Raw genomic sequence first — 26,997 nt, forward strand, 5'->3', positions numbered from 1 at the left:
AAATGGAAAACTATTCCTTTAATCTTAACGAGTTGGTTATTTCTGACAAATCAATTCTAAGGAAAACTGATGCGCTGCGCCTTTACAACGCCATTGCAGTTTTTTACACCTTTTTTACAGCATACTTGCTGTATAAAATTATACAACAGGCGCATGAAGGTGGGCTACATTGGATTATTTACACGTTTTGCCTATTACTAGACTTGTTTTTCCTCTTCTGGATAATCAAAAAGAAAAAGGAGATTAAGAGTTCCTCCTTCTCCATAAATGGGGTCACCACCATTATTGTCAAACGAATTCCTATAAATAGCAACATAAGAGCCCTACTCCCCATTGCAACCTCCATTATTCTCGAAAACGAGACGGGAAATAGCCAAAAATACCGGATTCATCTCGACGAGAACTCGCTGAACGCCCTTATATTTGAGCTCATCGACAGAAATGTTAAGATAGAGGAAAGGTAGCCCAGCTACATTCCCCTTTGTTTTAACAAGATAAAGCTTAATTGCATTGCTAAAAGTGCAATTATGGAAAATTTGCTACGTCTTATGGAAGGCGTAGCAGATTCTGCTACGTACACCTCAATTTATGATAAAGAGATGAATCAAAAAGTAAAAGAGTTTCGTGAGTATCGGGCGAAAATGAATGAGAAGATTCTTTCGAAGAATAATCTTGTGATTAAACGTATCTACAACATCGACACCAATACCTACCAGGAAGGTGCGCTATCTACTCGCGAAAAGGAATTAATGGGGCTGGTTGCCTCCATGGTACTTCGCTGCGACGATTGCATTAAATACCATCTCGAAACCTGCTTTGAGATTGGGCTAAACACCGACCAGATAATGGAAGCCTTCTCGGTTGCCAACTTGGTAGGTGGAACCATCGTTATTCCTCACACTCGTCGAGCGCTGGAGTACTGGGAAGCGCTGCAGGAAGAGTAGCCCACCCACGTTTAGCATTTTTATCTATTTAATTTAATAACCTACAGACTAACTACTACATGAAAAAACTTCTGTTGTCTGCGGTAGCGTTTTGTTGTTTTGGTGCCGTTAGCGCACAAGACAACCCACTCTGGTTACGCTTTCCGTCCATCTCTCCCGATGGAAAAACAATAGCGTTTTCGTACAAGGGCGACATTTACACCGTCCCCGCGGCTGGAGGAAAGGCTACCGCCATTACCACCAATCCAGCCTATGACGCCAACCCAATCTGGAGCCCTGATGGAAAAACCATCGCCTTTAGGTCGGATAGATTTGGCAACTTCGATGTATTTACCGTTGCTGCCGAAGGTGGTACCCCTAAAAGAATTACCACCAACTCGGTAAAGGAACAACCTGTAGCCTTTACCCCCGATGGTAAAGAAATTCTGTTCCTAGCACAAATCATGGACAGCCCACAAAGCCGCCAGTTCCCCGATGGAGGAATGCGCGAGCTATACGGCATTTCTGTTGATGGAGGTCGCCCACACCAGGTGCTAACCACCACTACCGAGGATCCTACTTTTGATAAGAGCGGTAGATATATGGCCTACCACGACTACAAGGGCTACGAAGATCCCTACCGTAAGCACCACGTATCGCCAGTTACCCGCGATATTTGGGTTTACGACACCCAAACTAAGAAGCATACCAAGGTAACTACATTTGGTGGCGAAGATCGTACCCCTATCTTTGGAGATAACGGTAAAACCATCTACTACCTTAGCGAGCAGTTTGGCGACTTCAACGTAGTTAAAACCTCGTTGGATAACCCTAGCAAGGTAGAGCCGCTAACCAGCTTCAAAAAGAATCCCGTTCGCAGCCTAACAAAATCAAACGATAATACCTTTGCCTTTAGCTATGCTGGCGAGATTTACACCTACAAGGAAGGTGCTAAACCCGAGAAGGTAAAGATCAGCATCGTTAACGATCAGGTTGAAAATGCACTTGTAAACAACGACCTTTCGTCTGGCGCCACCGAAATGGAGGTATCGCCTAACGGCAAGGAGGTTGCCTTTATAATCCGTGGCGATGTATACGTTACATCTGTCGAATACGGCACGACAAAGCGCATTACCAACACCCCCGAGCAGGAAAGAGGCGTTAGCTTTAGCCCCGATGGCAGAAGCTTAGTATACGCAGGCGAGCGCAATGGCAGATGGCAGGTATTCACTGCCAGCCTAGTAAAAAAGGATGAGCCTTTCTTCGCCACCTCAACCGCTGTTAAGGAGGAAAATCTTGTTTCCATCCCCGAAAATGCCTTCCAACCTGCCTTCTCTCCCGATGGCAAGGAGGTAGCTTTCCTAAAAAACAGGGTTACCCTTAGCGTAATCAACCTAAAGAGCAAAAAAATTCGCGATGTGGTTGATGGAAAGTACAACTACTCCTACCAAGACGGCGACCAGCAGTACGCTTGGTCTCCAGATAGCAAGTGGTTCCTTGTTAAGTTCTTCGAGAAGGGTGGATGGAACTCTGACGACATCGGACTTGTAAAAGCTGATGGAACAGGAACCATAACCAACCTTACCAATAGCGGTTACGGCGACGAAAATCCCAAATGGATGATGAACGGTAAGTGCATGATCTGGGCTAACGACAAGGAAGGCTACCGTAGTCACGGAAGCTGGGGCTCTCAGAACGATGTGTACGCCATGTTCTTTACCCGCAAGGCTTGGGATACCTTTAAGATGAGCAAGGAGGAGTTGGAAGTTCAGAAGGAAGCTGAAAAGCTGGCCAAAAAGAACAAAAAAGACGACACCAAGAAGGATACCGACGCCAAAAAGGATAAGAAGGACGACGTAAAGAAGGATTCTGCCGCTACTGTTGCTCCTATAGAGATTGAGTTAGACGACCTAGACAACCGTGTTGCCCGTCTAACCATCAACTCTTCGAACCTTTCTGATGCAGTACTTACCCCCGATGGCGATAAGCTATACTACCTAAGCCGCTTCGAAAAAGGATTCGACCTTTGGGTTAACGAGCTTAAGGAAAACAACACTAAGCTGGTAATGAAGTTTGACGGCTACGCCGGAAACCTAACTATCGATAAGGATGGTAAAAACCTATTCCTTGTAGCAGGCAATGCGCTTACCAAAATCGAGATTGCCTCCAACAAGCGTAGCACCATATCCTACAAGGCTCCTAAAACCATCGACTACCCACAGGAAAGAAAATATCTACTCGACCATACCATTCGCTTGGTTGAGGATAAATTCTACGATCCTAAGCTGCATAACGTAGACTGGAAGTACTACCACCAGGAGTACTCTAGGTACCTTCCATACATCAACAACAACTACGACTTTGCCGACCTTTTGGCTGAGCTTCTTGGCGAGCTAAACGGTTCGCATACTGGTGGTCGTTTCTCTCCTATGCCTACATCTGGTGCCGATCAAACGGCAACTCTTGGATTGCTTTACAACGAGAGCTACAACGGCGATGGCCTTATGGTTGCCGAAGTGTTGAAGCAGGGACCTTTTGCCAATGGCAAGACAAAGGTTAAGCCAGGTATCCTAATCACATCTATTGATGGCGATACCATTAAGGCAGGCGTAGACTACTTCCCATTCCTTAACCGTAAGGTTGGAGACGCTACTGTAGTTGGACTAAAGAACCCAAAAACTGGCGAGCAGTGGGAAGAGATTGTTAAGCCAATCTCTAAATCTACCGAAAACAACATCCTATACGATCGTTACGTTGAAAGACAGGAGGCCTATGTTGACTCTCTTTCGGGTGGAAAGATCGGATACGTGCATGTACGTGGCATGAATAGCGATAGCTTCCGCGAAGTTTACTCTAAGATGCTAGGAAAGTACCGCAACAAGGAGTCTATCATCGTAGACACCCGCTTTAACGGTGGTGGATGGCTGCACAACGACTTAGCCATTTTGCTAAGCGGCAAGAAGTACGCAGAATTTGCTCCTCGTGGCCAGTTTATTGGTACCGAGCCTATCTCGCAATGGACTAAACCTTCGGTTGTTTTAGCCTCAGAAGGAAACTACTCCGATGCGCACGGCTTCCCCTACACCTACAAGACGCTAAAGATTGGTAAGCTTATCGGAAAGCCAGTAGCAGGTACCATGACCGCAGTTTGGTGGGAAAACCTTCAGGATAAAACCCTTACCATTGGGGTTCCTCAAATTGGGGTTCGCGATGTAAACGGTAACTACCTCGAAAACCAAACCCTATACCCTGATATTGACGTAGATTATACTCCTGAAGATGTAGCCAACGGCATCGACCCTCAAATTGAGCGTGCCGTAAAGGAGCTTCTTAAGAAGTAGTAAGATAAAAATAGCAATGCAAATGGTTCTACTGGGATTTTTCCCGGTAGAATCTTTGCCAAAAGGATGTACTTTTGGATGGTAGTCGTTGCGCTACCCAATTTGGAGAGCTACATCTCTACATTGTTTAAAATTGTAACCTATTCAGATGAAAAAATTTTTACTTTCGGCGGCCGCCCTTGTAGGATTTGCCTTTGCGCAAGCTCAGGACTCCCCACTATGGCTCCGCTATCCTTCCATCTCGCCAGATGGAAAGACCATTGCCTTCACCTTCAAGGGCGATATCTATACCGTCCCCGCTTCGGGTGGCAAGGCAACCGCCATTACAACCAACCCCGCCTACGACACCAACCCAACTTGGAGTCCAGACGGAAAATCTATCGCGTTTAGCTCCGACCGCAACGGAAACTTCGACGTTTTTGTTGTTTCGGCTGATGGAGGCGCACCTGTACGCCTTACCACCAACTCGGCAAGCGAAACCGTACAAACCTTTACCCCCGATGGTAAGAATGTAATCTATACTGCCTTCATCCAAAAGCCTGCAAGCAACCAGCAATACCCTGCGGCATTCCTCTCCGAGGTATACTCCGTTTCGGTAAAGGGTGGTCGCCCTACGCAAATTACCACTGCAGCTGGCGAAAACCACTGCTACACCAAGGATGGCAAGACTGTTTTCTACAACGACATCAAAGGACAGGAAAATGCTTGGCGTAAGCACCACACCTCTTCTGTAGCTCGCGACATCTGGAAGTGGAACATCCCTACCAATACCTTTACACAGCTTACAGTTGAGGGTGCAGAGGATAGAAACCCAGTTTTATCGGCCGACGAGAAAACGTTGTACTACCTTTCTGAAAACTCTGGCTCCTTTAACGTATGGAAGATGGATGTTGCCAACCCAAAAGCCATCAGCCAGGTTACCAAGTTTACCAAAGATCCTGTTCGCTTCCTTTCTGCCTCTAAAAACGACGTAATGGCCTTTAGCCAAAACGGCGAGCTTTACACCTTAAAGGCTGGCGGACAACCCGAGAAAGTAAAGGTTACCATTGTAAGCGATGCAGATAACCAAAAGCAGGAGACTGTTGCCCGTAGCGGCGTTTCTGATGCTGTTCTTTCTCCAAATGGAAAAGAAATCGCCATCGTTATTCGTGGCGACATCTACGTAACCTCTGTTGACTATGGCACCACCCGCCGTATCACCAACACACCTACCCAAGAGCGCACCCCATCTTTCAGCCCCGACGGCAGAACCTTGGTGTACGCTGCATTCCGTAATGGCAGCTGGAATCTTTATACCGCATCAATCGCCAAAGCTACCGATCCGTTCTTCTACGCAGCCTCTGCCGTTAAGGAGGAACCTCTACTGGTTAGCAAAGACGACACCTTCCAGCCTATGTTCTCGCCTGCGGGTAACGAGGTTGCCTACCTAAAGGATAGAACTAAGATTTTTGTTATCGACACCAAAACAAAGGCCACCCGCCAGATAACCGATGGTAGCAAGAACTTCTCCTACTCCGATGGCGATATGGATTTCGACTGGTCGCCCGACGGAAAATGGATTACGCTAGCCTACATCGACAAGCTACGTCAGGGTTACAACGACATAGGTATTGTTAGCGCCAATGGCGGCGAGGTTAAAAATATTACCCTTTCGGGCTACATGCAGGATAAGCCAAAGTGGATGATGAACGGCGATATTATCCTCTTCTCATCCGACCGTTTTGGTATGCGTGCCCACGGTTCGTGGGGATCGGAGCGCGACGTGTTTGGTATCTACACCAACAAAGCTGCGCTAGATAAGGCTACCCTTTCGAAAGAAGATCTTGACCTTATTAAGGAGCAGGAAAAGCTGAAGAAGGAGAACGAAAAGAAGGCTGCCGAGAAGAAGGCCGCCGACAGCAAGGATAAAAAACCTGCCGACGATAAGAAAAAACCTGCCGCTGGAGCCGATACCACCAAGAAGGGATCGGATGTTAAGCCTATCAAACTCGAGCTAAACGGCATCGAAGATAGAATTCAGCGCCTAACCATCAACTCATCCGAGCTATCCGACTACGTTATTACCCCCGATGGCGAAAAGCTTTTCTACCTTGCCGCCTTCGAGGATGGATACGACCTTTGGGTTAACGAGCTTCGCAAAAACGAAACCAAGATACTTACCAAGCTCAACGGCCGAGGTGGTTCATTGGTACTCGATAAGGATGGAAAGAATCTATTCATCTTCTCCTCTCAGGGCATCTCTAAGATTGATGTGAACAGCGGTAGCCGCAAGCCGGTAACCTTTGCCGCCGAGGTGGAAATTGATGGTGCAGCCGAGCGTGCCTACATGTTCAACCACGTTTACCAAACCGTAAAGAACAAGTTCTACCGTACCGACCTTCACGGTTGCGACTGGGAGTACTACAAGAACAACTACGAGCGCTTCCTTCCATACATCAACAACAACTACGACTTTGCGCAGCTGCTAAGCGAGCTCTTGGGCGAGCTTAACGCCTCGCACACCGGCGGACGCTACAGCGCTCCTCGTGTAGATGGTGCCGATAACACCGCACGCCTAGGCCTGCTTACCGATGTTACCTACACCGGCGAAGGGGTTAAGGTTGAAGAGGTGCTAAAGGATGGTCCATTCGACCGCGCCACCTCTAAGGTTACCAAGGGCTGCATCCTAACGCACGTTGATGGCACCCCAATTACCGCAGGTATGGACTACTTCCCGTTACTTAACCAAAAGGCTGGCAAGCGCGTTCTTCTAACCTTTAAGGATGCCAAGGGCACCAGCTTCGACGAGGTAATTAAGCCTATCAGCGCTGGCCTCGAAAACGAGCTGATGTACAACCGTTGGATCGAGAACCGCCGCGCTGAAGTTGAAAAGCTTTCGAACGGCAGATTAGGCTATGTTCATATCCGATCTATGGCAGATGCTAGCTTCCGTAGCACCTTCTCCGACGTATTTGGACGTTACAACGATAAGGATGGTATTATCATCGACACCCGATTCAATGGTGGTGGCCGCATGCACGAAGATATCGAAGCGCTATTCAGCGGAACAAAGTATCTTGAGCAGGTTCCTCGCGGACAGTACGTGGGCCTTCAGCCAACCAAGCGTTGGACTAAGCCATCTATCATGCTTACCGGCGAAGCGAACTACTCCAACGCGCACGGTACCCCTTGGGTTTACCAGCACATGGGTATCGGTAAGCTAGTTGGTATGCCCGTTCCTGGAACCATGACCAGCGTTTGGTGGGAAAACATGCAGGACAACAGCATTACCTACGGAATTCCAATTATTGGCTACCGCACCAAAGAAGGTAAGTTCTTGGAGAATACCCAGCTCGAACCAGACTTTAAGGTTGCCAACCAATCTACCGTACTTGATGCTGGCCGCGACCAACAAATTGAGGAAGCTGTTAAGCAGCTCCTAAAGGAGGTTGACGCCAAGAAAAAGAACGCTTGGTAACGAACTTAGAAATAGTTAGTAAAGAAAAGCAATACTGATTACTGTAGCGGAACCGCTACAGCTGTCGAGGCGGGAGAACGTTGTTCTCCCGCCTTTGCTTTACGTATCCTCACGACAAACGCATTCGCCAAAATCAGCCAGCAACCATTGCCCCTAACCTCCCTTAATAGCCGCCTACCATAGAAAATAGAGAGGTAGAGCCAACCGATTCCCCTTCGAGGCGTCCAGCCTTACAAAAAAAGTTCCTGCGTTTTCAATATAATAAAATGGATCTTTGAAAATACTATCCATCTTTCTACTTTTGAAGCGTACACTAATTAGCTACATAAAAAAGATTTACTTTTTATTCAATATCTTAATATGAAACAGGGTTTTATTTTCCTTTTTATCTGCATGCTTAGCCTTTCCGCTAAATCTCAGCTAAACGTAAGCACCTACCACACCAATGCGTTTGCGATAGGTACCAATAAGCTTAAGCCAGTTAGCGGCGAACTCAAGGTTTTTGCCAACGACAAGTTCGAATTTGTACAAACGGAGTTAGACCTATTCTACAACTTCAAGGCATCTACCTATCATAAGTTTGCTGTAGGATTTGGCTTAAATCTGACACCTTTTGCAGAAACAGATCAGCTACGCGCGTTTACCGTTCCGCTATCGCTGGAGATTTTTCCGATAAAGGAGTTCAAAAAGCTCTCCTTTTTGGTAGAGGTAGCCCCAGAATTTATGATAGAATCGGATGCACGGCTACGCCATCTATGGGGTATCAGGTACACCTTCGGAAACGAGTAATCGAATTATGCCATACAGCTAGATAGAAATTCCCCTTGCCTGCCATAATTGCTCGTAAGGGGTTTTTTGTTGCCGCTACAGCTGCATCTAAAGAATATCTATAAGGCTCTCCGCGAGATTCCTGTAGGAAGAGTAGCAATAGGCTGATATGGTGAGGAATTTTTTAAGTGTAGAGAGCCCATTCTCGTTGTGGCTGCTAGCTGCGGTTTGCAGCATAAGCCCCAGCCACCATTAAAAAAGGCAACCGTGTTGCCGTGGTTGCCTTTTTTATCTATTCTTTTGGTGTTTTAGAAGCCTTCTCAGCCTTTGCTTTCGCTGGTGCCGAGTAGCTTACGTCGTAACCCCATTCTGCTAACAACTTAGGGTTGTTTTCATGAATGGTTTTAAGCAGATTGCGACTCCTTCTTACTGCCTCGTCAATAGGCTTTAGCAAGTTGTCACGTTCCCTGTAAGCCGCTTCAGCCTTTCTCATAAGCTCTTCCGCCTCTTCATGCTTTTTCTGTGCAAGAGGTGTAGAAGTTGAAATTAACACCCAATCAATGTCTAAAATAGCATGTAAAGGCGACTTTTCCCCTTCTTCTTTGTGCTTATCAACTAACTTTAATGCTACCCGAATTAAATCGGTAGGTCCGCGGCCAATATCTACTCTTGACTTATTTGCCATAAGCAAACCTTTTTTAAATTATACATTAGGTTAACTAACACTTATAGCAAACAAGTTAAGGCGAATAAGAAACAATGTCAATAGCGATGTGAATAAAATATCAGTGAAATCAATAACATTGCAATGTTTTTAATATTTATTAATTTTATTAACACCAAATACCCTCCATAGTCAGGTAAGATGGGGATGTAAGCGTCGTTTTTGTTAACTCCGTTAATTACATAGGGGGTGTAAGCGTTGAATTTGCCAAATCCGTGAGTTACAATGGGGGTGTAGGCGTTGTTTTTGTTAAATTCATCAGCTACGGAGGGGGTGTAAGCGTTGGAAAAGCAAAAATTGAGAGGTACAATGGCAATGTTTCGACTAAAATAGGCAATCACCAAGAAGTAAATTGCAGTAGTAATGATGCTATAGCTAGCGCAGCAGCAAAAAGGGCTACCTCCTCCACGCTATAGTACAAAAATAATCCCCCACCTGCACTGCTATCTATACAGGTGGGGGAAAGGAAAGCAAGCTTAACAAAACACTCTATCATTTCATTAAAAAGGGTGCTAACCTTTTTTTCCCTACCATATCGGCCACCCCGGACTCCGCTGTAAAGGGTAGCCATTGGTGGGTAGGGTCACATCTATCAATCCCTATGAATAACTACATATACAAAACGAATAGCCATTCGCCTATTTATTGCAATTCTTTCACCACATTGGCAGATGGGGCAACAACCTTCATAAATTCGACAACGGCCTGCATGCTTACGTTAACGGCTCTATTATACTGGGGCAGGTAGCGAACATCGCCAAGGAGCGATTCGAAATTTCCGTCGAAGGCAAGACCAATAATGTTGCCGTCGGCATCGAGCACTGGGCTACCGGAGTTTCCGCCCGTAATATCGTTGGTAGAAGCAAAGCATAAGGCTTGCTTTGCCAGCTTTTTATCGCTAGCAATTCTATCCAGCAGCCCCCTATCTACGTTGTAGGTTGGCTTTTTACCGTTTACGCGAGCCATATCGGCAAAGGTTGTTGCCATTGGCTTGGTAGCACCACCATAGGTGGGCGCATCGGCGGCAACACCTACGCTTAGGCGCATGGTAAAGTTGGCGTCGGGAGCGGTTTCTATGCCAGCCTTCCTCCTTTCGTCCCAAAGCTTTTTAGAGTAAACGCGTACGCTATCCTGCCAAGGGTTGGCCAACCTCTTAAGCTCTACCGCAAAGTCGTAGGTTTCGTTGGCAAGAATAAATATCGGATCGTTATTAAGCTGCTGCTCGGTACCGCTGGCAGCAAATGCGCTTAACCTTTTGGGCGAGGTAAAGATGCTATGCTCAAAAACGGAATCGCAGTAGCTGCGAAGGCGCTCGGAGCTTAAGGTTGCAATACGGCTGATGACGGCACTTTTAGAAAGTAAAGGAGCATGGCTTAGGTTGGCCAGCTGGCTTTCGAAATGGGCTCGCTCCCTTCCAAAATCGGTAGTAGCAGCGTACTCGTCGTACCATTTCATTAGGTTGGCAATGGCCTTAGCGCGTGCAGCGGTATCCTTCCAGCTTTTGGATATTTGTCCTGCGCGCATACCGGGTATCAGCACCGAGGTTCCCTTAAACATGGTTTCGATAAGGGTAGTGTGGGTGCTAACTATGGGGCGCATCTCAATGGCAAAGCGGTTAATCTTATCTACTAGCATCTTTTGGGTGGCCGCAAGCTTTGCTTCGTCGCCCCTTAGCATACCGTAAAGGTTGCACCTACGGTAACCCTCAAATCTCCCCTCGGAATACTTTGCAGCGTTGGCATACGAAAATATCTTTTCGCTCAAATCGCGCTCCGCGCTGGTATTTAAAGGAAGCGGATCGGCATAAAATGCTAGATGGCGGTTACGTACGGTAGCCGTTATGGAGTCGGCATTGGCAACAAAGGTCTTTACCTGCTCCGAAGTTACATATCGGCTGGTAGAGCCCGGATAGCCAACGGTGTAAAGGGGCATTCCCTTCTTTACCTTCTTAGCCGATAGGGCAAACCAGCTGCTAGGCACAAATGGCTTATTGTTGGCATTGTACTCTACCCCCTTACCTTCGTTGCTAGAGTAGGCTCTAAAGAGCGAGAAGTCGAGCTGGTAGCGCTCCCACTCAAAGTTGTCGGCGTTACCACCAAATCGGCCCAGCTGCATTGATGGGGCAGCCACCAAGCGAACATCGTTAAGCACCTCGTAGGCATAAAGCTTCGTTTTGCCGGTGGTTTGCTCGTTATCGATCTCGCATTCGAAGTCGGTTTTTGGGAAGTACTTCTTCTGAAGCACGGTGATAATACGCTTGGTAATAAACATGGGGTTGTTGTTGGCCAGCAGCTTGCGCAACGAGTCGGCCTCGGGGGTAACATCCACCACCTTATGTAAAATCTTAACGGACAAGCCAGGTACGGGAATCTCCTGCTCGCGGGTATTGGCAACAAAGCCATCGCGGAGGATATTTTTGGCGTCAGCCGAGAGCTGCTTCAGGTAATCGGCGGCACAGTGGTGGTTGGTAAGGATAAGTCCGTTGCTGGAGATGAACGATCCCGTACAGCCACGTCCGAAAATTACCACCGCCTTCTGCTTCTTGAGCATGCTGCCATCAAGCAGGGCGCCAGCGCCATCGGTCTGCAGCTTTTTAATAATAGACGAAGGTATTGATTCGACAGGCCACATGCCCCCGTCGGCCTTTGAGCTGCTGGCGGCAAAAAGTACGGCAACCAGCAATGCAATTTTTTTCATTGGTAAGCGAATATAGTGCTACGATTAAAGCGTGATAGAAGAACAAGCCTCTTCTCCAGAGAAGAAAAGGCTTGTTTGATGATTGATTTTGAACTACTACTCTACTGCGTAAGATTGGCAAAGCACATAGTATATGGTTTTGCCATCAGCCGAAGCTTTTTTATCATCGTCGCAGGCCTTTCCGCCATCACATCCCTTGGCGGTAGCCAGCTCTAGCGCCTCTACCTTGCCAACAATGGCAATATCCTTACCTATAAGATTCTTGGCAAACTTATCCTTGCCCTCTATGTTAACCCTTACAAACCCCTTACCATCGTCGGTGGTAAGAAATAGCTTCTGAAACGAACGGGAGCAGATGTGCTTAACAACACCCTTAACAATAACCGTTTGTCCCTTATATTTTGGAGCATTGGCGTAAAACTCGTTGGCAGTAATGGTAGCGGTACCAGCCTTTTTCTGGGCGAAGATGTAGCTGCTTGCTAGCATAACGCAAAGCATCATAAGAATAATTCTCTTCATTTTGGATGAGTCGTAATTTGGTTTTTCAAAATTGGTTTAACCACCGCCCTAGCGGTAGGGTGCGACAAAGGTATAGCGCCCACAGCCCTCTAAAAATCCCCAATGAAGGGGAATAATGGCTACCACCATACCATAAATATGGGATAAGCAGCTAAGGTTGGATGGTTGGACGCTATACGCAAACCGTCCCATAAGTGGGACGGTAGTAGGAGGGTTTTATAGAAGAATACTACTAAAGAAAATGCCAGCTACTGCAGCATATTCTGCATCTCTTCTGGAGCAATTAGGTTATTCAGAATGGCATAAACGGTTAACCCCGATGCCGATTTAATTCCCAGCTTCTGCGATATATTTTTACGGTGGGTAACAACGGTATGGATGCTTATAAATAGCTCGTCAGATATCTCCTTATGCGAGTACCCCTTGGCAATAAGGTGCAGCACCTCGCGCTCGCGGTCAGACAGGTCTGTACTTAGCTTAGCGGCTGGCACATGCTCCTTTTCCACAAGCATCTGCAGCTTTTTGGCTATCTTATCCAACGGGTCGTTTAGGTATATCAGCTCGTCGAAAAAGCTACCTATCTTTTCATCGAACATGTTGGAAACAACGCCCACCATAAGAGGCCTTTCGGAAGGAAGCTTGGCAACAATACAGCGCAGATCGTTGTAAAATATGGTATTACAAACCATAATATCTACCTTATTACGCTCCAACCACGAGCACAGGTTCGAAGCCTCCTCGTGCTGATGGCAATGGCCTACAGAAAGACCCAAAGAAATGGCCTTACACATCCCAATGCGTATAAGCTCAGAGCTATCGAGTATAAGAACGTTGTAGGTCATAACTGTATGTTCTCCTGCGTAAGCTGTTTTACCAACGGTATAAGCACAAAGTTCTCCACCTGCTGATGGAGCTGCAAATCCTCCTCTAGCTCAAAAAGATCCTTAAGTATGCGGTGGCGGTTACGCTCCTTTTCGGTGAGCGGGAAATACTTAATAAGCAAATTTTTGAGGTCCATCAGCGCCTCGGCAATGTCGTCGTGGTTTTCTTCGAACTGCTGGATAAACTGTAGCCCTTCTAGGGGGAAGCTTTTCTGCTCGTAAAGGGAGATGATAAGCGGAAAAACCTGACGATTCTCGTATCCCATGTGCTTCTCCACCTCGCGGGCGTACTCGCTCCAAAAGCGCTCCAACAATCCGTGCCCACCATGCTCTAACGACGCCGAGAAATCCTTAATTGCGGCATCAATTTCCACAATCTTCTCCTTTAGGAAGTAGTCGTGCGAGTTGCGGAGAAAAAGTACGAGGTTAGGAAAGTATCGCCGCTCTACGGGAGAGGTAATCAAAACCTTCCCTTCGTTGTAAAGCTTAACAAGAATACAAAAGAATCCGGGGGCAATGCCATGTTCGCGGCATACCTCCTCAACCGACAAATCTTTAAAGCCCAAACCGATGTTTAACCGCTGTAGCACCAGCAGTAACCGGTAGTTTTTGTTGATTAAATCGGACATTTTCAGCTCCAGCAGCAGCTTATCGCTCGTTATCATACCCATATTGTTAGTTCCCCACCAGAATGTATGCCTACCATGCCACTTTGGATGCATGCGGTAGGACAATCCTTAGCATATATTTTATTTCTACAAAGGTAACGAACGTGGCAGGGCGTGTCCATCCCCATTATTAGGTATATGTAGCCCATCTTTTCATGGGATAATGGGATTGCCCTCCGCGACATGCCAGGATACATTTGTGAACTTTTTTTAGAGATACGCACTACCATGTTTTCACGAAAGCTTTTCCTATTCCTTTTAATCGCATTTCAAGCATTGCTGGCCTACCCTCAAAATGGCATAGTAACAGGGCGAATAACCGACCTACGCACGGGAAAACCGTTGCAGTACGCCTCCATATCGGTAAAGGATGGGGTAAAAGGTGCGGTAACAAGCAAAGATGGAACATTTCGGTTGGCACTTGAGAAGGGCGAGACGGTACTACAGTTCTCGATGTTAGGCTACGTGCCCCAAGAAAAGGTAGTTGTAGTGGGCGATAGCATAAGGCAGGTAGATGCCTTTATGGTACAAGCCGACCTACGCATAAAAGATTTAGTGGTTACGGCAAAACGAAGCTCCGGAATAACCTCCACCTCGCGCATTGGAGAGGCGGCAATTGGGCACCTGCAAGCTTCGTCGCTGGCTGATGTCATGCAGCTGCTACCGGGAATGCTATCGCGAGATGGATCGATAGCCAACGCACAGCAGCTTAACCTTAGGCAGATAAAAACAGACAACAACACGGCGCTGGGAACGGCCATCGTGGTAGATGGAGCCCCCATAAGCAACGATGCCAACATGCAGGTAAACAATACAGCAGGTGCTAGCGAAAAATACTCGACCGTGGCAGCTGGCGGGGTAGATGTACGAAGCATTACCACCGATAGGCTACAGGAGGTGGAGGTTATTAGAGGAATACCATCGGCTCAGTACGGAGAGGTTACCGGTGGCATGATGATTTTGAAAAGTAAAACAGGCGAAACGCCGCTATACATCCGCATAAAATCGGAACCAGCGCTTAAGCTGGTAAGTGTAGGGAAAGGGGTTGCCCTTACAAAAGGTAGAGGGGTGGTGAACGTCGACTTCGACTATGCCCGCTCGTACTCCGACCTGCGTACGCCATATATTGGGTACGATAGGTACACCTCGCAGCTAGGATGGGCGCGCACCTTTGCCAAAAGAGAGCTTCAGCATAAGGTTGACGCCAAGCTGGGGCTAAGCTACTCTAGCGATGTACGAAAAAGCGACCCTGAGCTAATAACGCTGGAGGAGAAATACTCGTCGACAGAAAAAGGAATACGCCTCAACGCAGGTGGAACGCTATCGCCCAAGGAGAAAGGAACCTGGCAGCTTACCTATAGGCTATCGGGCAGCTATGCGCACCAAGAGAGCATGGAGAAAAAGATAGTTGCCCTAAAGGGACCTCAACCGCTAGCCCTTAGCAGGGTATCGGGCGAGTACGAGGGGATATACCTACCAAGCGAATACTATGCAAAGCTGCTGATAGATGGTAAACCGCTAAACCTAGCGGCAAATGCATCGCTTACCAACCGCTTTAAGCTGCTTGGCCTACGCCATAAGCTGCTTACTGGGGTAGATATCCGAACCGATGCCAACCTTGGCGCCGGACAGGTATTCGACCCAACACGCCCACCGCTGGCCAATACGCTGGGAGCAACACGCCCACGAGCATACCACTCGCTTCCTTGGATGAAAAAGGGGGCGCTATTCGTAGAGGATGAGATAAACGTGAAGATGGGGCAATCGGTGCTGCAGCTACAAGGTGGAGTAAGGCTTAACACCTACCATGCGGCGGGTAAAACATCGGCCGAGGGGACAATCTTTGTAGAGCCACGATTCAACATGCGATATCTTGCTTACGCCAACAGGGATAACGGCTGGTGCCACCTGCTAGCCGTAAGAGCAGGAGCAGGAACATCGTCTAAAACACCTACCCTGCTACATCTATATCCAGATAAAGACTACGAGGATATTGTTGAGCTAAACTACTTCTCGCAAAACGAAGCGAAAAGGCTACTTTGGGTAAATACAATGGTAAGGGAGACAACCAACAGGAACATAAAGCCTGTAAAAACCACCAAATGGGAGGCCGGAATTGATTGGGACAACGCGCTTTTTAGCACAAACATCACCCTTTTTCACGAAGTTCAAAAAAATGGGTTTGACTTTAGGAGCACCATATTCCCCATAATCTACAAGGAGTACGACAACAGCAGCTACAATGGAAGTAACCCTGGTAAACCTAGCATTTCCGATTTTAAATGGAATCCCGACACCCTATTTACCGGCATTACCACCCCTGTAAATAGCATATACACCCTACGAAAAGGGATGGAGTACGCCCTTTCGTCGAAAAGAATCGAAGCAATAAACACCTCCATCATCGTAGATGGTGCCTTCTTTTACCAAAAGACAAGACCCGACAGCCGCACCTACAGCTACCCTGCTGGTCGTATTTTGGGAGAGCCCTACCGCTATGTTGGAATCTTTGATAAGGGCGAGGAAAGCACCTACAAGCAGCTAAACACCAACCTACGGATTGTTACCAACATCCCAGCCTATAGGTTAATCGTTTCGTGCGTTATCCAAAACGTATGGTTTAGCTCGGTACGCTACGGAAAACGTACTGGACTTCCCCGCGCCTACCTCGACTTGGCTGGCGTAGAGCATCCCTTTACCGCTGATATGGCAAACGATCCCTACATGAGCCGTATGGTCGAAAAGTATTCGGACTACTACTTCAACGAGCGCAGGGTACCTATGATGACCGAGGTAAACCTTCGCCTAACAAAGGAATTCTGGAAAAACGCACAGGTTTCGATGCTGGTAAACCGCATTGCAGAGTACAAACCCAGCTACAAGCTTATATCTGGAACAAAAGTAAAGGTTAGCTCTATCCCCTTCTTTGGAGTAGAGCTAAAGGTGGGCATTTAGCAATGCCCTACAACCACCAAAATAGACAACGAAACAAGTATCAATCAAACATAACACAGTCATGAGAAAAACTCTCTTAGGATTATTTGCAGCGCTGGCGATCTTTTCGTCATGTAGCAAAGACGACGACTCGGTTGCAACAACCAAGCTGGCCGTTAAGGTGGAATTCCCTACAGACTATTCGGACGCTAAGGCAGAAGGAATAGAGGTTAACCTAAAAAACGCCACCTCGGGAATAGTTTACAAGGCAAAGGTAGGAAGCAACTCGGTTGCAGAAGCAATGGTAGAATCGGGAACCTATACCATATCGGTAGAATCGAAGCAAACAGTAAAGACATCACTAGGTAGCGGCGATGCACAAAAGGAATTTACGCAGGAGATGATTTTTAGAGGGCTTACCGAAAGTGTTTCGGTTGTCGGCAAAGAGTTCTCGGTAGCCGTTTCGCTAACACCATCGATGGCAAGCGGAGGTTTTATTATAAAGGAGGCCTACTTTGCCGGAGTAAGCACCCCGCTAAACAAGACATACTGGAAGGATCAGTACATAGAGCTATACAACAACTCGGATAAGGAGTTTTATGCCGATGGGCTATCCATTTGCGAGGTAGATTTTACAACCACGCTGGATGTTAATCCGTGGGCCGAGCTCGTAAAAGATGGCGTAGTAGTAAACTGCATATATACCATACCCGGATCAGGGAAAGAGGTACCCGTAAAGCCAGGACAAAGCATCGTACTGGCAAATATTGCGATGGATCATCGAAAAGAAAATGCCAATAGCATAGATCTAACAAAGGCAAACTACGAGTGGTACGATAAGAGTAGTATTGATGTGGATGTTCCTGAAGTTCCCAACCTAATCCCAAACCATGTATCGTCTAACACCCTATGGGTGCTGCATCAAAAAGGATATCGAGGCTACCTAATATTCCAGGAGGCAAAAATGGCAGATTTTATAACAGCCAATACCGTTAAGCGCACAGTTTCGGCAGGAAAAGATCCTTTAATAAGAGTAAAGATACCCTACGATAGGATAATTGATGGAGTGGAGCTAAGCCATCCATCAGCCTTTAAGCAAAAAGCGCTACCTGTAAGCGTAGACGCCAGCTACACCTACGTAGATGCCTCCAACTCGGGCCTATGCGTACGCCGCAAGGTGGAAAAAAGGGTAAACGGAAGGGTAGTGTATAAGGATACCAACAACTCGGCTAAAGATTTTGAGATAAATCAGAAGACAGCACCCGGAGTTAACAACTAAAACCCTTAACAACGAAGGCAAATTATAGCTATGCACTTAACCAAACATTATAGTGTTGTTCTAGTTATGCTCCTTTGCATGGCATCGATCGGGGTTTCGGCTCAGATCGATGCCTCTAAGGGGGCTACCCCCTACGTACACTTTGCCCCCTCTGCCTTGCACCTCGACTCGTTAACCTTTCGTACACGCATGGTACTACAACATTGGGACGAATCGAAAAGTAAACGGTACGTGCTAACAGAGGGAAACAGCGCAGAGGAAACCCGCTTTGTGGTAGATGGAGGAATAAGAGGCGATAAGCTGGCGAGCATAGGATATGCATCCTATCAACGAGGTATGAGGGCAGGCGCAAAGTGGATAAATGCATTAACGCTGGCGCAGGGTAATCCGTATCAGGTGGCCGATACTTCTACAGGACGTTTTTATACAGAAAGCTACGCCTTTGGAGGAATGCTATCGTACAGGTTACGTCCGAAGCTGCTGGTAGGGGCAAACTTTGGATACAATGCGGGTACCGCATTCAAAACGGCAGATCCTCGACCTAAAAATACCTTCTTCGATCTGCAGGTTGGGCTATCGGCTCACTATAATGATGAAAAATGGCTGATGGGAGCAGCCTTTAGCTTGGGTAACTCGGCAGAAGATTTGGATATACGGGTCTTTACACCCAGCAAAAAGGTGCTTTTACTGCGCCCACTAGGGCTGCATCGGTTCGATTACCAGTGGACAGAGGAGGAAACCTACCAGCAAACAAAGTATGTAGGCACTACAACGCTGCTCGAATCGACCCTACAGCGCAAGCTTGGGGCAACCACCCTCTCGTTAGACATGCAGCTGAGAGGCATAAAACAGGAGCAACAAAAATCATCGCTGCTCACCCCCTACATCTATAAGCTAACAGAGGCCACCTATCGTGCTTCGCTAGAATCGCAAAAAGAGCTGAGCTATCAGCTATTTCAGGTATTTGCAGCTACATTTAATGGAAAAGGAACAGAGAATACCTTTACCAAGGTACTGGCCAACCCAACTACAACGGAATATAACTGGATAAAAACGGCCAGCTCGCAAAAGTATAGCTATAGCACAGCTAGCTACGGAGCAAGATATATCTACCAAAAAGGCCGCGCAACCACAAAAAATTATAGCAAAATAGAGCTCGTAGCCAGCGAGCAGAGCTACAAGGAGACCTACGCCATCCCCCGCGAAAAAGCCTCCTACTCCATCACGTCGGTTAATGCCAGCATCGACCACCAGCTTAAATGGAGACGCCTCTACCTGATACCACATGCAGGAGTAGCCGCCCGCTTTAGCCATAGCAGCACCATTTCCCTCACCCCCATCGATGCAGCAACCGAAAATGCTGCCAGCGATGACCCCAAAGCCATACAGCTACGCCCCATAGCCGAGCAATTTAGAAATGCCTACATCAACAACTACGAGGTGCTAAGCGCAAATACCTACTCGGGCGAATTAGGCGTTACCGTAACCACCCAGTATGGCCGTTCGCGCATAGAAATCTTCCCCAAAGCAAGGTTAGTACACCTACCAAACCTTGGAAACTATAAGCTATACAGCATCACCCTTACCGTATTTATCTGAGATAAGGCTTTACATGCAAAAAGGGGAATAGCAATTAAGCTACTCCCCTTTCTATATTGTAAAAATATCGGCTTAGTAAGCGCGCTGGTTCTTTCCCTCGATGTAGTTGATGAAAGCGGTGTTTACCACGCGATTTCCACCATCGGTTGGATAGTTTCCGGTAAAGTACCAGTCACCAAGGTCGTTCGGACAAGCTTCGTGAAGCCCCTCAACGGTTTGGTAAACAATTTCCAAGTCAGATTTCATGGCTTTAGGACGAAGCATCTCCGCAATCTTAGCAGATACCTGCTCGTCGGTAAAAGGACGGTAGATATCCTTAACATGGTTGATGATCTCCTCCTTAGGAAGGTACTGCTGAGCCTTACAGCGCTGGTATACATCCTCGATAATGCTCTCCATTCCCTTCTCTTTTAGCAGCTCGATGGCAGCAGTAAAGGCAATAAAGTCACCCATCTTGGTCATATCTATACCATAGCAGTCGGGATAGCGAATTTGCGGAGCCGAGCTAACGATAACAATCTTTTTAGGGCTAAGCCTGTCAAGCATTCTAAGAATACTTTGGCGTAGGGTTGTACCACGAACAATAGAATCGTCGATGATAACCAGGTTGTCTACGTTAGGAACAACGGTTCCGTAGGTAATATCGTAAACGTGGGCAACCATATCGTCGCGGTCCTGATCCTGCGTGATGAAGGTGCGCATTTTTACGTCCTTAACGGCAATCTTCTCAATTCTTGGGCGCTCGGAGATAATCTCAATAAGCCTTTCTTGGGTAATATTGCCGTTTGCCTCAATGATCTGCTGCTTTTTTTGCTCGGCCATGTAGCGTTCAACGCCCTCAACAAGACCGTAAAAGGCAGTTTCGGCAGTATTTGGGATGAAGGAGAACACGGTATTCTTCAAGTCGTAATCAACCGTCTTTAAAACTTGGTTGGCAACCCCTTTTCCAAGGGCCTTACGCTCTATATAGATGTTTTTATCGGTTCCACGAGAGAAGTAGATGCGCTCGAAGGAGCATGACTTGCGGGTTTGGGGTACGCGAATCTGCTCGAGGGCTACATCGCCATTCTTACGGATAATAAGTGCCGTTCCGGGCTTAACCTGATGCACCTCGCTGGCAGGAACGTTCATCACAGTTTGAATTACGGCACGTTCGGAGGCAACCACCACAATCTCATCATCGATGTAGTAGTTGGCAGGACGAATTCCCCAAGGGTCGCGAGCAACAAACGCATCGCCATGCCCAATAAGGCCAGCAAGCGCGTAACCGCCATCAAAATCTTTGGTGGCTATCTCAAGCACCTTTCTAATATCGAGGTTGTCCTCAATCAGCTTGGTGATCTCCTTATTGTTGAAGCCCTCATTCTTGTACTTACGGAAGAGCATCTGGTTCTCCTCGTCGAGGAAGAAGCCCATCATCTCAAGAATGGTAACGGTGTCGGTAAAATCTTTTGGATGCTGTCCCAGATCAACAAGGTGCTTAAAGAGCTCGTCGACGTTGGTTAGGTTGAAGTTACCTGCAAGCACCAAGCTGCGAGTACGCCAGTTGTTGGCGCGCATCACCGGGTGAACAAAATCGATGGAGTGGTTACCAAATGTACCATAACGAAGGTGCCCTAGGTAAAGTTCTCCAGCAAAAGGGACATTTTCCTTGGCCCAAGCAGGGTCTAGCACCAGCGAGGAGTCTGCCATAGCAATTCCTTTACGAATGTTGTCGAAAACATCCTTAATAGGAGCGGCGTTGTTAGAACGGTAGCGGTCGAAGTAGCGTTTACCTGGTTCGAGGTCTATTTTAACGCTAGCAACACCAGCACCGTCTTGTCCTCTGTTGTGCTGCTTTTCCATTAGGAGGTAAAGCTTCTGGATTCCATAAGTCCACGAGCCATATTTTTCCTTGTAGTACTCCATCGGTTTGCGAAGTCTAATCAGGGCTATGCCACACTCGTGCTTAATTTGGTCGCTCATCTTTTGTTCTGATCTATTTTGTTTTCAAGAATTTCGGGAATAAAAAAATCCCACTATAAGGGTGGGAAGCTGATCTTTTCCTTTACAGGATAAGCCTTAGGGTACTCCAACTTAATGATCTCGAGGAAGGCTCGGGCCTCACTTAAGGTTCTAAAGTTGCCAATAGAAACACGGAAGTAGGGCGATGAGTAGGTTCGATATGCCTTTTCGTTGGGATACTTCAGGGCAAGATCGTTAACCATAGCTTCGGATGCCTGTCGGGAGTTTTGTTTGTTGTCGGAATAGAGCCTTATACGGTAACCATCCATGCTAAATGCGCCGTCATTTCTAGATATCTGCAGCTGCATGGCCATTTTTAGGAAAGAGGGTTCATTAAGGGTCACTTCAGCCCCTTTGTCGCCCTGTTTTGCCAGCTCGTCGTAGATGTTATAGCTAACAACGTGCTGTGTCGTATCTGTAGGATTGTAGTTTTGGGCAAATCCAGCCTTTAATCCTCCAATCAGAAGTACGGTGGCAATCAACAATTTCTTCATTATTCAGTTCGTTTGCTGTTCTGGTGCGAACTATTTGGTTTCAAAGGTAGCAAAATCAATTTACTAATTAGCATCCACGGGCAATCAAAGCCTTCGTCTTACCGCTTAGCTCCCGGCATCAAGGTTTCTAGCCCTTTCACTAGGCTACCTACCTTTTGGTTTTCCACCTTTATCTTTTTCGAAAAGGGAAATGAGCTTACCTTTATATATCCGTTGGCGGTAAAGTCGTCAGGATTCAACTTTTTGCCAAGCAGCATCATGCCCGACGATAGAATGTTGGTAATGCGCACCTCCAAGGTTAGCGTCCGCTCCGAAACAGAGCGTGCTGGCACCACAACCTTCCCTACCGACGATATGTGGGCAAATTTTGCATCTTTTTTGATGATATCGAGGTTAACTTCGTTGAGTTTTACCCGGCTACCGGTAGGATTGTTGACTTGCAGGTTCAAATCAACAATTATGGAGGATCCGTTAATCTCCTTAACGTTTACATTAGACACCTTTTCGATAGTGATATCCTTATAGCTGCTACATGAAGCAACCGTTAAGGCTATCAGCATAGCAATTACGAGTTTCGCTAGTCGCATAAGTTAGATTTTGTGGGGGCTAAAATAGTAAAATAGGTGCGGTGAACCATTCTTTTTCCTGTAAAAAGCATTAATTCAGCAATTGGATGAAATTGCGCAATTATTTGAATAAAAAACTTGGATTTGCGCAAGGCATATTGTTTTTTATTGTAAAATTGTGCAAACAAAAGTGTCCTTTTTATGAAACGGATGGATATAACCATAGATGACATCGCAAGCGAGCTGGGTATTTCGGTATCAACAGTATCGCGCGCGCTAAACAACCATCCTCGTATAAGCGATGCTACTAAGCAGAAGGTTTTAAAGATGGCCAAAGAGTTGGGCTACAAACCAGGTTTGTCGGATTACGGCAAGCGGTTGGTTTCCACAGGGCAAATTGTTGCGCTGGTATGCCCCCACTTGAATAGCCGAATGTACCGAACCGCTCTAGATAAGCTTCAAAAGGTTCTACTTCCGAAAGGGATTATCGTTTCATCATTCTTTACAGGGAATGATACGATAGTGGAGAAGCAAATTGTAGAGCGAATTATCGAAGTAAAACCTGCGCTTGTAGTGCTTTCAACCTCTGTAGACACCACCGACTATAGCCACTTTGGGCAGCTCATTGATGCGGGTATTCCGCTAGTTTGCTTTAACCGTGTAAACTTCGACTATCCCGTGCCCAAGATCATTGCAGATAATTTCCAAGGGGCTTTTTCTGCCGCTAGCAAGTTTATTAATAGCGGCGCTAATCGGATTGGGGTTATAGTAGGTAGCCGTCGCTGCCCCATTTACGAGGAGATTGTAAAAGGTATCAAGCAGGCCGTATACAAGGCTGGAATGGCTTGGAGATCGGAGTATGTCGTTAACTGCGATTTGGAAGACAACTCGGTAGACCATGCCATTGAGTACCTATTCTCACTACCTGAGCCTCCCAACGCAATGATCGTAGCCAAACCGCACAATGTGCTGCTGCTAATACAGTCGTTGAAGGCCAAAAACATCAACGTACCTAACGACATTCCGGTGATAGCCTTTGGTTCGTTCGAATACAACAAATTTATAACCCCCTCTATTTCGACCATAGAGGTAGATGCCAACCGAATGGCCGACGAGCTAGCGGCCAAGGTTGAGGAGATGCTCTCGGAAGATAATGAGCACATCACCTCCAATACGATTATTGTTCCAACCGATCTTTTTGTGCGAGGAACAAGCTTTAGGTAATTCAACTAATGAAAAGATATTAAGCTATGATATTTACAGGAGATACCGAAGAGGTTATTGTTGGCGTTAACATGAGCGGGCGCAACATCCAGGTAGGCCGTATAAAAGGCGAAGCTATCGAACAGAAGACTTCGCGCAAGATAAATAACCGTGAGGTTGAAGATGTAATTCTTCGCGAGCTAATCTCCACCATTGAGGAGGTAATGACCCCTGAAGTTACCAGCATTGGCATTGGAGTTCCAAGCGTTGTAGATGTAAAGGAAGGAATTGTCTACAAGGTAATCAACATCCCTTCGTGGCGGAAGGTACACCTTAAAGCCATCCTCGAGCAGCAATTCGGGGTTACCGTTTACGTAAACAACAACGCCAACTGCTTTGCTATTGGCGAAAAATACTTCGGCCACGGGCTTTCGTATGACAATCTTGTTGGCCTAACAATAGGAACGGGCGTAGGTGCTGGCATTATCTTTAACGGGCACCTCTACTCTGGAAGAAACTGTGTGGCCGGAGAGTTTGGACTTATTCCATACAAAGAAAAAGACTACGAATTCTACTGCTCCGAAGGGTATTTCGAGGAAAAATATGGCATTAAGGCCGAAACTTTCTTGGATAGAGCCGAAGATGGAGATAAAATTGCGCTGGCCATATTCGAGCAATTCGGATACGATGTGGGAAACCTCATCAAAACCATCATGTACTCGGTAGACCCAGACATCATTGTCATTGGAGGTGCACTATCTAAGGCATTTTCTTACTTCGAGAAGACAATGCTAGAGCAAATTCGCTCATTCTACTACCGCGAGCCAGCCGAGCGGTTAAAAATTGTACAGACAGAAACGCCTGATATTGCAATTTTTGGAGCGGCAGCACTTTGCCTTGACGCCAAAAACAAGATACTTTTTAAATAGGCTTCCTTAACAGGAAAGGCAAAAGGGGACAAGCAATGTAGCTTATCCCCTTTTTTCATCTTATCGATCCTATGACCTATTTTTGAAGAAAAAAGAAAAAAATTACCGCTTCGGTGTAATAGATCCCCATGAATTTCGTCTTCTCTATAAACAAGCAAATCAAGGAATGCTAAGGGTAAACAGTCCAACCATACGGGATAGGTTATTAAGGGTGGCGCAACGCCTACTCGGTAGTAAAGAGGAGGCCGAAGATGTTGCTCAGGAAGTGCTACTAAAGCTTTGCCAACGAAACGACATACAATCGTTGCAAAACGTGGAGGCATACGCCGTAACTATGGCAAAAAATCTATGCTTCGATATAAAAAGAAAGCTAGGGCGAACTAGGATGGTGGAATTAGACAAGGCCTCCCATAAGTTGGACAACCACACCCCCGAAACATGCCTTGAAAGTAGCGAAAGCTACAGCCTAATAAGGCAAACAATGGAGCAACTTAACGACAGCTACAAGCTGGTTATCCATTTGAGGGATATTGAAGAGCTGGAGTATTCGGAAATATCATCCATCATGCAAATGACGGAAAATCAGGTAAGGGTAACACTCTCGCGAGCTAGAAAAAAACTGAGAGACTCCCTGCTTAACGAACAAAACAAGGAATATGAAACAAGTAGAAGAGCTGCTAGATAAATATTTTGAGGGAGAAACCTCTATCGAAGAGGAGAAGTGGCTTAAAGAATACTTCCGAACAACCTTCGTTTTGCCATCACATTTAGAGCAATACCGTTCATTATTTGGCTATTTCGAAAATGAACGGACAATAACAAGCAGCAGAACTAATCTACGCAGCTCGATGCCTAATAGGCGACAAATGGTATGGGGAATTGTAGCGGCAACAGCAGCATGCATAGCCTACCTTATCATACCTCAAGTAGAACAGCCAAACCTACCTTCGCTGGCACCAGCACCCGTTGTGGAGGTTGTTAGGCCAAAGCCTAATGTTTCTATCGAGGTAAAGATAAAGCCAACAGAACAAAAAAATATTGGGTTAGCACCCCAAAAGAATCGAATAAAAAAGACGGAGACACCAAAAGAAAGGAAAGTCCCCAAGCAACGATCGCGCAAAAAGGATGCTTTTGATCCAATCAAAAATGTAAACCAGGTGGAAAAAAGCATGCGTAAGCTGGATGTGATACAAGAGATGAACAGTTCTCTGGCACCACTAACAAGTTTAGCCTACTTAGAGGAGTACCTCCAAAATAAAAACAGTAACTAAAAACAAACAATATGAAGAAGTTTAGAAGGATGGCCATACTTGCCATCGCAGGTGTAGTAGCTTTTGCAAGCAGCGCAAACGCCCAGTGTAAGGTCGAAGATGTTATTGAAAAGTATAAATCCGACAATCGATGCAACAGCGTCAACATGAGCAAGGCAATGCTCAATATTTTGATGAAACAGCGTGGATTTAACGATCATGATAGTGATTTGAAGAATTTGAACGTTGTAAAAATTTTATCGGTAAAAATACCTAAAAGCAAAATTTCGACATTTATTATGGGGCCTAATGACAGCTTTTACTTTGATACCGACAACATGACCTTAGAAACAAAAACAGGCAGAGACAAGGAGGCGCAAGAAAAGCTTAGAAAGGAGAAAAAATTACAAAAAGAGGCTGAACAAAAAAGAATACAGGAGGAGTATAAAGATCTTGGAGAAACCATCCTTAAGGAAGCGAACGCTTGTATTGATGCGGCTAAGTATACCGAGATGATGAGCGTTAACGACAACGGTAAAAAAGTGAAGTACTACGCCATGCAGGAGGGCGAAAAAATTAAAGAGTTTATCGTTATAACTCAAAGCAACAAGGAGAATAGCCTAATTCTAATTAAAGGCAGCGACATTCAAATATCGTCATTAGGCCAACTAAGCGGACTAATTCCTAGCGCTGATATAGACATCGACTTGTACTAATTAGCATACGAAAGAGCAACTAAATAGGAAGAGGTGGATACTATT

At 46.3% G+C, this 26,997-nt stretch carries 21 protein-coding genes; 13 read left to right on the top strand and 8 right to left on the bottom strand.

Going from position 1 to position 26,997, the window contains the following annotated elements; genetic code table 11:
* Nucleotides 1-2 precede the first annotated feature (2 nt).
* From L990_RS00895 to L990_RS00915, 5 genes are all read left to right on the top strand, one after another.
* Complete coding sequence (locus L990_RS00895) at nt 3-464, top strand: hypothetical protein (protein ID WP_047444568.1); 462 nt, start codon at nt 3-5, stop codon at nt 462-464.
* A gap of 63 nt (nt 465-527) precedes the next feature.
* Nucleotides 528-944: a carboxymuconolactone decarboxylase family protein gene (locus tag L990_RS00900; protein WP_231562235.1), complete on the top strand. Its 417-nt coding sequence runs from the start codon at nt 528-530 to the stop codon at nt 942-944.
* Between the two features lie 59 nt (nt 945-1,003).
* Nucleotides 1,004-4,264 (top strand): S41 family peptidase, encoded by a 3,261-nt coding sequence (locus tag L990_RS00905; protein WP_047444569.1) that lies wholly within the window; start codon nt 1,004-1,006, stop codon nt 4,262-4,264.
* A gap of 148 nt (nt 4,265-4,412) precedes the next feature.
* Entirely contained in the window at nt 4,413-7,721 is a 3,309-nt protein-coding gene (locus L990_RS00910) for a S41 family peptidase (RefSeq protein ID WP_047444571.1), read from the top strand.
* A gap of 360 nt (nt 7,722-8,081) precedes the next feature.
* The gene (locus L990_RS00915; protein WP_047444572.1) at nt 8,082-8,510 is read left to right on the top strand and encodes a hypothetical protein; all 429 of its coding nucleotides are present in this window, start codon (nt 8,082-8,084) and stop codon (nt 8,508-8,510) included.
* 271 nt (nt 8,511-8,781) lie between these two features.
* Here the strand turns inward: L990_RS00915 and L990_RS00920 are convergent, their stop codons facing one another.
* From L990_RS00920 to L990_RS00950, 5 genes are all read right to left on the bottom strand, one after another.
* On the bottom strand, nt 8,782-9,174 hold the full coding sequence (locus tag L990_RS00920; RefSeq protein WP_047444573.1) for a hypothetical protein: 393 nt from the start codon (nt 9,172-9,174) through the stop codon (nt 8,782-8,784).
* A 681-nt stretch (nt 9,175-9,855) separates the two neighbouring features.
* Nucleotides 9,856-11,910, bottom strand: a complete 2,055-nt coding sequence (locus L990_RS00935) for a S46 family peptidase (RefSeq protein WP_047444578.1) — start codon at nt 11,908-11,910, stop codon at nt 9,856-9,858.
* A gap of 96 nt (nt 11,911-12,006) precedes the next feature.
* Nucleotides 12,007-12,429, bottom strand: coding sequence for an OB-fold protein (locus L990_RS00940; RefSeq protein WP_047444580.1), 423 nt, complete (start codon nt 12,427-12,429; stop codon nt 12,007-12,009).
* Between the two features lie 248 nt (nt 12,430-12,677).
* Nucleotides 12,678-13,271, bottom strand: coding sequence for a response regulator transcription factor (locus L990_RS20555; RefSeq protein ID WP_052180626.1), 594 nt, complete (start codon nt 13,269-13,271; stop codon nt 12,678-12,680).
* Nucleotides 13,268-13,975: a hemerythrin domain-containing protein gene (locus L990_RS00950; protein WP_047445075.1), complete on the bottom strand. Its 708-nt coding sequence runs from the start codon at nt 13,973-13,975 to the stop codon at nt 13,268-13,270. The genes L990_RS20555 and L990_RS00950 overlap by 4 nt, the downstream gene beginning before the upstream one ends.
* 231 nt (nt 13,976-14,206) lie before the next feature.
* Here L990_RS00950 and L990_RS00955 point away from each other — a divergent pair, with 231 nt between their 5' ends.
* The 3 genes from L990_RS00955 (at nt 14,207) to L990_RS00965 (ending at nt 19,790) form a co-directional block, all read left to right on the top strand.
* Nucleotides 14,207-16,933 carry a TonB-dependent receptor gene (locus L990_RS00955; RefSeq protein WP_047444582.1) on the top strand — a complete coding sequence of 909 codons (2,727 nt, stop codon included), beginning with the start codon at nt 14,207-14,209 and terminating at the stop codon, nt 16,931-16,933.
* 61 nt (nt 16,934-16,994) lie between these two features.
* On the top strand, nt 16,995-18,191 hold the full coding sequence (locus L990_RS00960; protein ID WP_047444583.1) for a DUF4876 domain-containing protein: 1,197 nt from the start codon (nt 16,995-16,997) through the stop codon (nt 18,189-18,191).
* A gap of 78 nt (nt 18,192-18,269) precedes the next feature.
* A complete protein-coding gene (locus tag L990_RS00965) occupies nt 18,270-19,790 on the top strand; it encodes a DUF6850 family outer membrane beta-barrel protein (RefSeq protein ID WP_047444584.1) in 1,521 nt (506 codons plus the stop codon).
* A 72-nt stretch (nt 19,791-19,862) separates the two neighbouring features.
* Here the strand turns inward: L990_RS00965 and L990_RS00970 are convergent, their stop codons facing one another.
* The 3 genes from L990_RS00970 to L990_RS00980 all read right to left on the bottom strand — a co-directional run bounded on the left by L990_RS00970 (nt 19,863) and on the right by L990_RS00980 (nt 22,875).
* Nucleotides 19,863-21,755 carry an amidophosphoribosyltransferase gene (locus L990_RS00970; protein ID WP_047444585.1) on the bottom strand — a complete coding sequence of 631 codons (1,893 nt, stop codon included), beginning with the start codon at nt 21,753-21,755 and terminating at the stop codon, nt 19,863-19,865.
* A 53-nt stretch (nt 21,756-21,808) separates the two neighbouring features.
* The gene (locus L990_RS00975; RefSeq protein ID WP_047444587.1) at nt 21,809-22,288 is read right to left on the bottom strand and encodes an SPOR domain-containing protein; all 480 of its coding nucleotides are present in this window, start codon (nt 22,286-22,288) and stop codon (nt 21,809-21,811) included.
* Nucleotides 22,289-22,386: 98 nt separating this feature from the next.
* Entirely contained in the window at nt 22,387-22,875 is a 489-nt protein-coding gene (locus L990_RS00980) for an LEA type 2 family protein (protein ID WP_047444591.1), read from the bottom strand.
* Between the two features lie 180 nt (nt 22,876-23,055).
* Here L990_RS00980 and L990_RS00985 point away from each other — a divergent pair, with 180 nt between their 5' ends.
* The 5 genes from L990_RS00985 (at nt 23,056) to L990_RS01005 (ending at nt 26,952) form a co-directional block, all read left to right on the top strand.
* Nucleotides 23,056-24,078 (top strand): LacI family DNA-binding transcriptional regulator, encoded by a 1,023-nt coding sequence (locus tag L990_RS00985; RefSeq protein ID WP_047444594.1) that lies wholly within the window; start codon nt 23,056-23,058, stop codon nt 24,076-24,078.
* Between the two features lie 26 nt (nt 24,079-24,104).
* Nucleotides 24,105-24,986 (top strand): ROK family protein, encoded by an 882-nt coding sequence (locus tag L990_RS00990; RefSeq protein WP_047444595.1) that lies wholly within the window; start codon nt 24,105-24,107, stop codon nt 24,984-24,986.
* A gap of 166 nt (nt 24,987-25,152) precedes the next feature.
* Nucleotides 25,153-25,671 carry an RNA polymerase sigma factor gene (locus L990_RS00995; RefSeq protein ID WP_156121267.1) on the top strand — a complete coding sequence of 173 codons (519 nt, stop codon included), beginning with the start codon at nt 25,153-25,155 and terminating at the stop codon, nt 25,669-25,671.
* Complete coding sequence (locus tag L990_RS18945) at nt 25,643-26,257, top strand: hypothetical protein (protein ID WP_052180629.1); 615 nt, start codon at nt 25,643-25,645, stop codon at nt 26,255-26,257. The genes L990_RS00995 and L990_RS18945 overlap by 29 nt, the downstream gene beginning before the upstream one ends.
* Nucleotides 26,258-26,268: 11 nt before the next feature.
* Nucleotides 26,269-26,952: a DUF4252 domain-containing protein gene (locus L990_RS01005; RefSeq protein ID WP_081981559.1), complete on the top strand. Its 684-nt coding sequence runs from the start codon at nt 26,269-26,271 to the stop codon at nt 26,950-26,952.
* Nucleotides 26,953-26,997: the final 45 nt, after the last annotated feature.

Origin of the sequence: Alistipes sp. ZOR0009, from assembly GCF_000798815.1 — a bacterium.
Taxonomy (GTDB): Bacteria; Bacteroidota; Bacteroidia; order Bacteroidales; family ZOR0009; genus Acetobacteroides.

Excerpts from the sequence above, each read along its gene's own strand:
- L990_RS00895 (WP_047444568.1), top strand. The coding sequence starts at position 3 with ATGGAAAACTATTCCTTTAATCTTAACGAGTTGGTTATTTCTGACAAA.
- L990_RS00900 (WP_231562235.1), top strand. The coding sequence starts at position 528 with ATGGAAAATTTGCTACGTCTTATGGAAGGCGTAGCAGATTCTGCTACG.
- L990_RS00905 (WP_047444569.1), top strand. The coding sequence starts at position 1,004 with ATGAAAAAACTTCTGTTGTCTGCGGTAGCGTTTTGTTGTTTTGGTGCC.
- L990_RS00910 (WP_047444571.1), top strand. The coding sequence starts at position 4,413 with ATGAAAAAATTTTTACTTTCGGCGGCCGCCCTTGTAGGATTTGCCTTT.
- L990_RS00915 (WP_047444572.1), top strand. The coding sequence starts at position 8,082 with ATGAAACAGGGTTTTATTTTCCTTTTTATCTGCATGCTTAGCCTTTCC.
- L990_RS00920 (WP_047444573.1), bottom strand. The coding sequence starts at position 9,174 with ATGGCAAATAAGTCAAGAGTAGATATTGGCCGCGGACCTACCGATTTA.
- L990_RS00935 (WP_047444578.1), bottom strand. The coding sequence starts at position 11,910 with ATGAAAAAAATTGCATTGCTGGTTGCCGTACTTTTTGCCGCCAGCAGC.
- L990_RS00940 (WP_047444580.1), bottom strand. The coding sequence starts at position 12,429 with ATGAAGAGAATTATTCTTATGATGCTTTGCGTTATGCTAGCAAGCAGC.
- L990_RS20555 (WP_052180626.1), bottom strand. The coding sequence starts at position 13,271 with ATGACCTACAACGTTCTTATACTCGATAGCTCTGAGCTTATACGCATT.
- L990_RS00950 (WP_047445075.1), bottom strand. The coding sequence starts at position 13,975 with ATGATAACGAGCGATAAGCTGCTGCTGGAGCTGAAAATGTCCGATTTA.
- L990_RS00955 (WP_047444582.1), top strand. The coding sequence starts at position 14,207 with ATGTTTTCACGAAAGCTTTTCCTATTCCTTTTAATCGCATTTCAAGCA.
- L990_RS00960 (WP_047444583.1), top strand. The coding sequence starts at position 16,995 with ATGAGAAAAACTCTCTTAGGATTATTTGCAGCGCTGGCGATCTTTTCG.
- L990_RS00965 (WP_047444584.1), top strand. The coding sequence starts at position 18,270 with ATGGCATCGATCGGGGTTTCGGCTCAGATCGATGCCTCTAAGGGGGCT.
- L990_RS00970 (WP_047444585.1), bottom strand. The coding sequence starts at position 21,755 with ATGAGCGACCAAATTAAGCACGAGTGTGGCATAGCCCTGATTAGACTT.
- L990_RS00975 (WP_047444587.1), bottom strand. The coding sequence starts at position 22,288 with ATGAAGAAATTGTTGATTGCCACCGTACTTCTGATTGGAGGATTAAAG.
- L990_RS00980 (WP_047444591.1), bottom strand. The coding sequence starts at position 22,875 with ATGCGACTAGCGAAACTCGTAATTGCTATGCTGATAGCCTTAACGGTT.
- L990_RS00985 (WP_047444594.1), top strand. The coding sequence starts at position 23,056 with ATGAAACGGATGGATATAACCATAGATGACATCGCAAGCGAGCTGGGT.
- L990_RS00990 (WP_047444595.1), top strand. The coding sequence starts at position 24,105 with ATGATATTTACAGGAGATACCGAAGAGGTTATTGTTGGCGTTAACATG.
- L990_RS00995 (WP_156121267.1), top strand. The coding sequence starts at position 25,153 with ATGCTAAGGGTAAACAGTCCAACCATACGGGATAGGTTATTAAGGGTG.
- L990_RS18945 (WP_052180629.1), top strand. The coding sequence starts at position 25,643 with ATGAAACAAGTAGAAGAGCTGCTAGATAAATATTTTGAGGGAGAAACC.
- L990_RS01005 (WP_081981559.1), top strand. The coding sequence starts at position 26,269 with ATGAAGAAGTTTAGAAGGATGGCCATACTTGCCATCGCAGGTGTAGTA.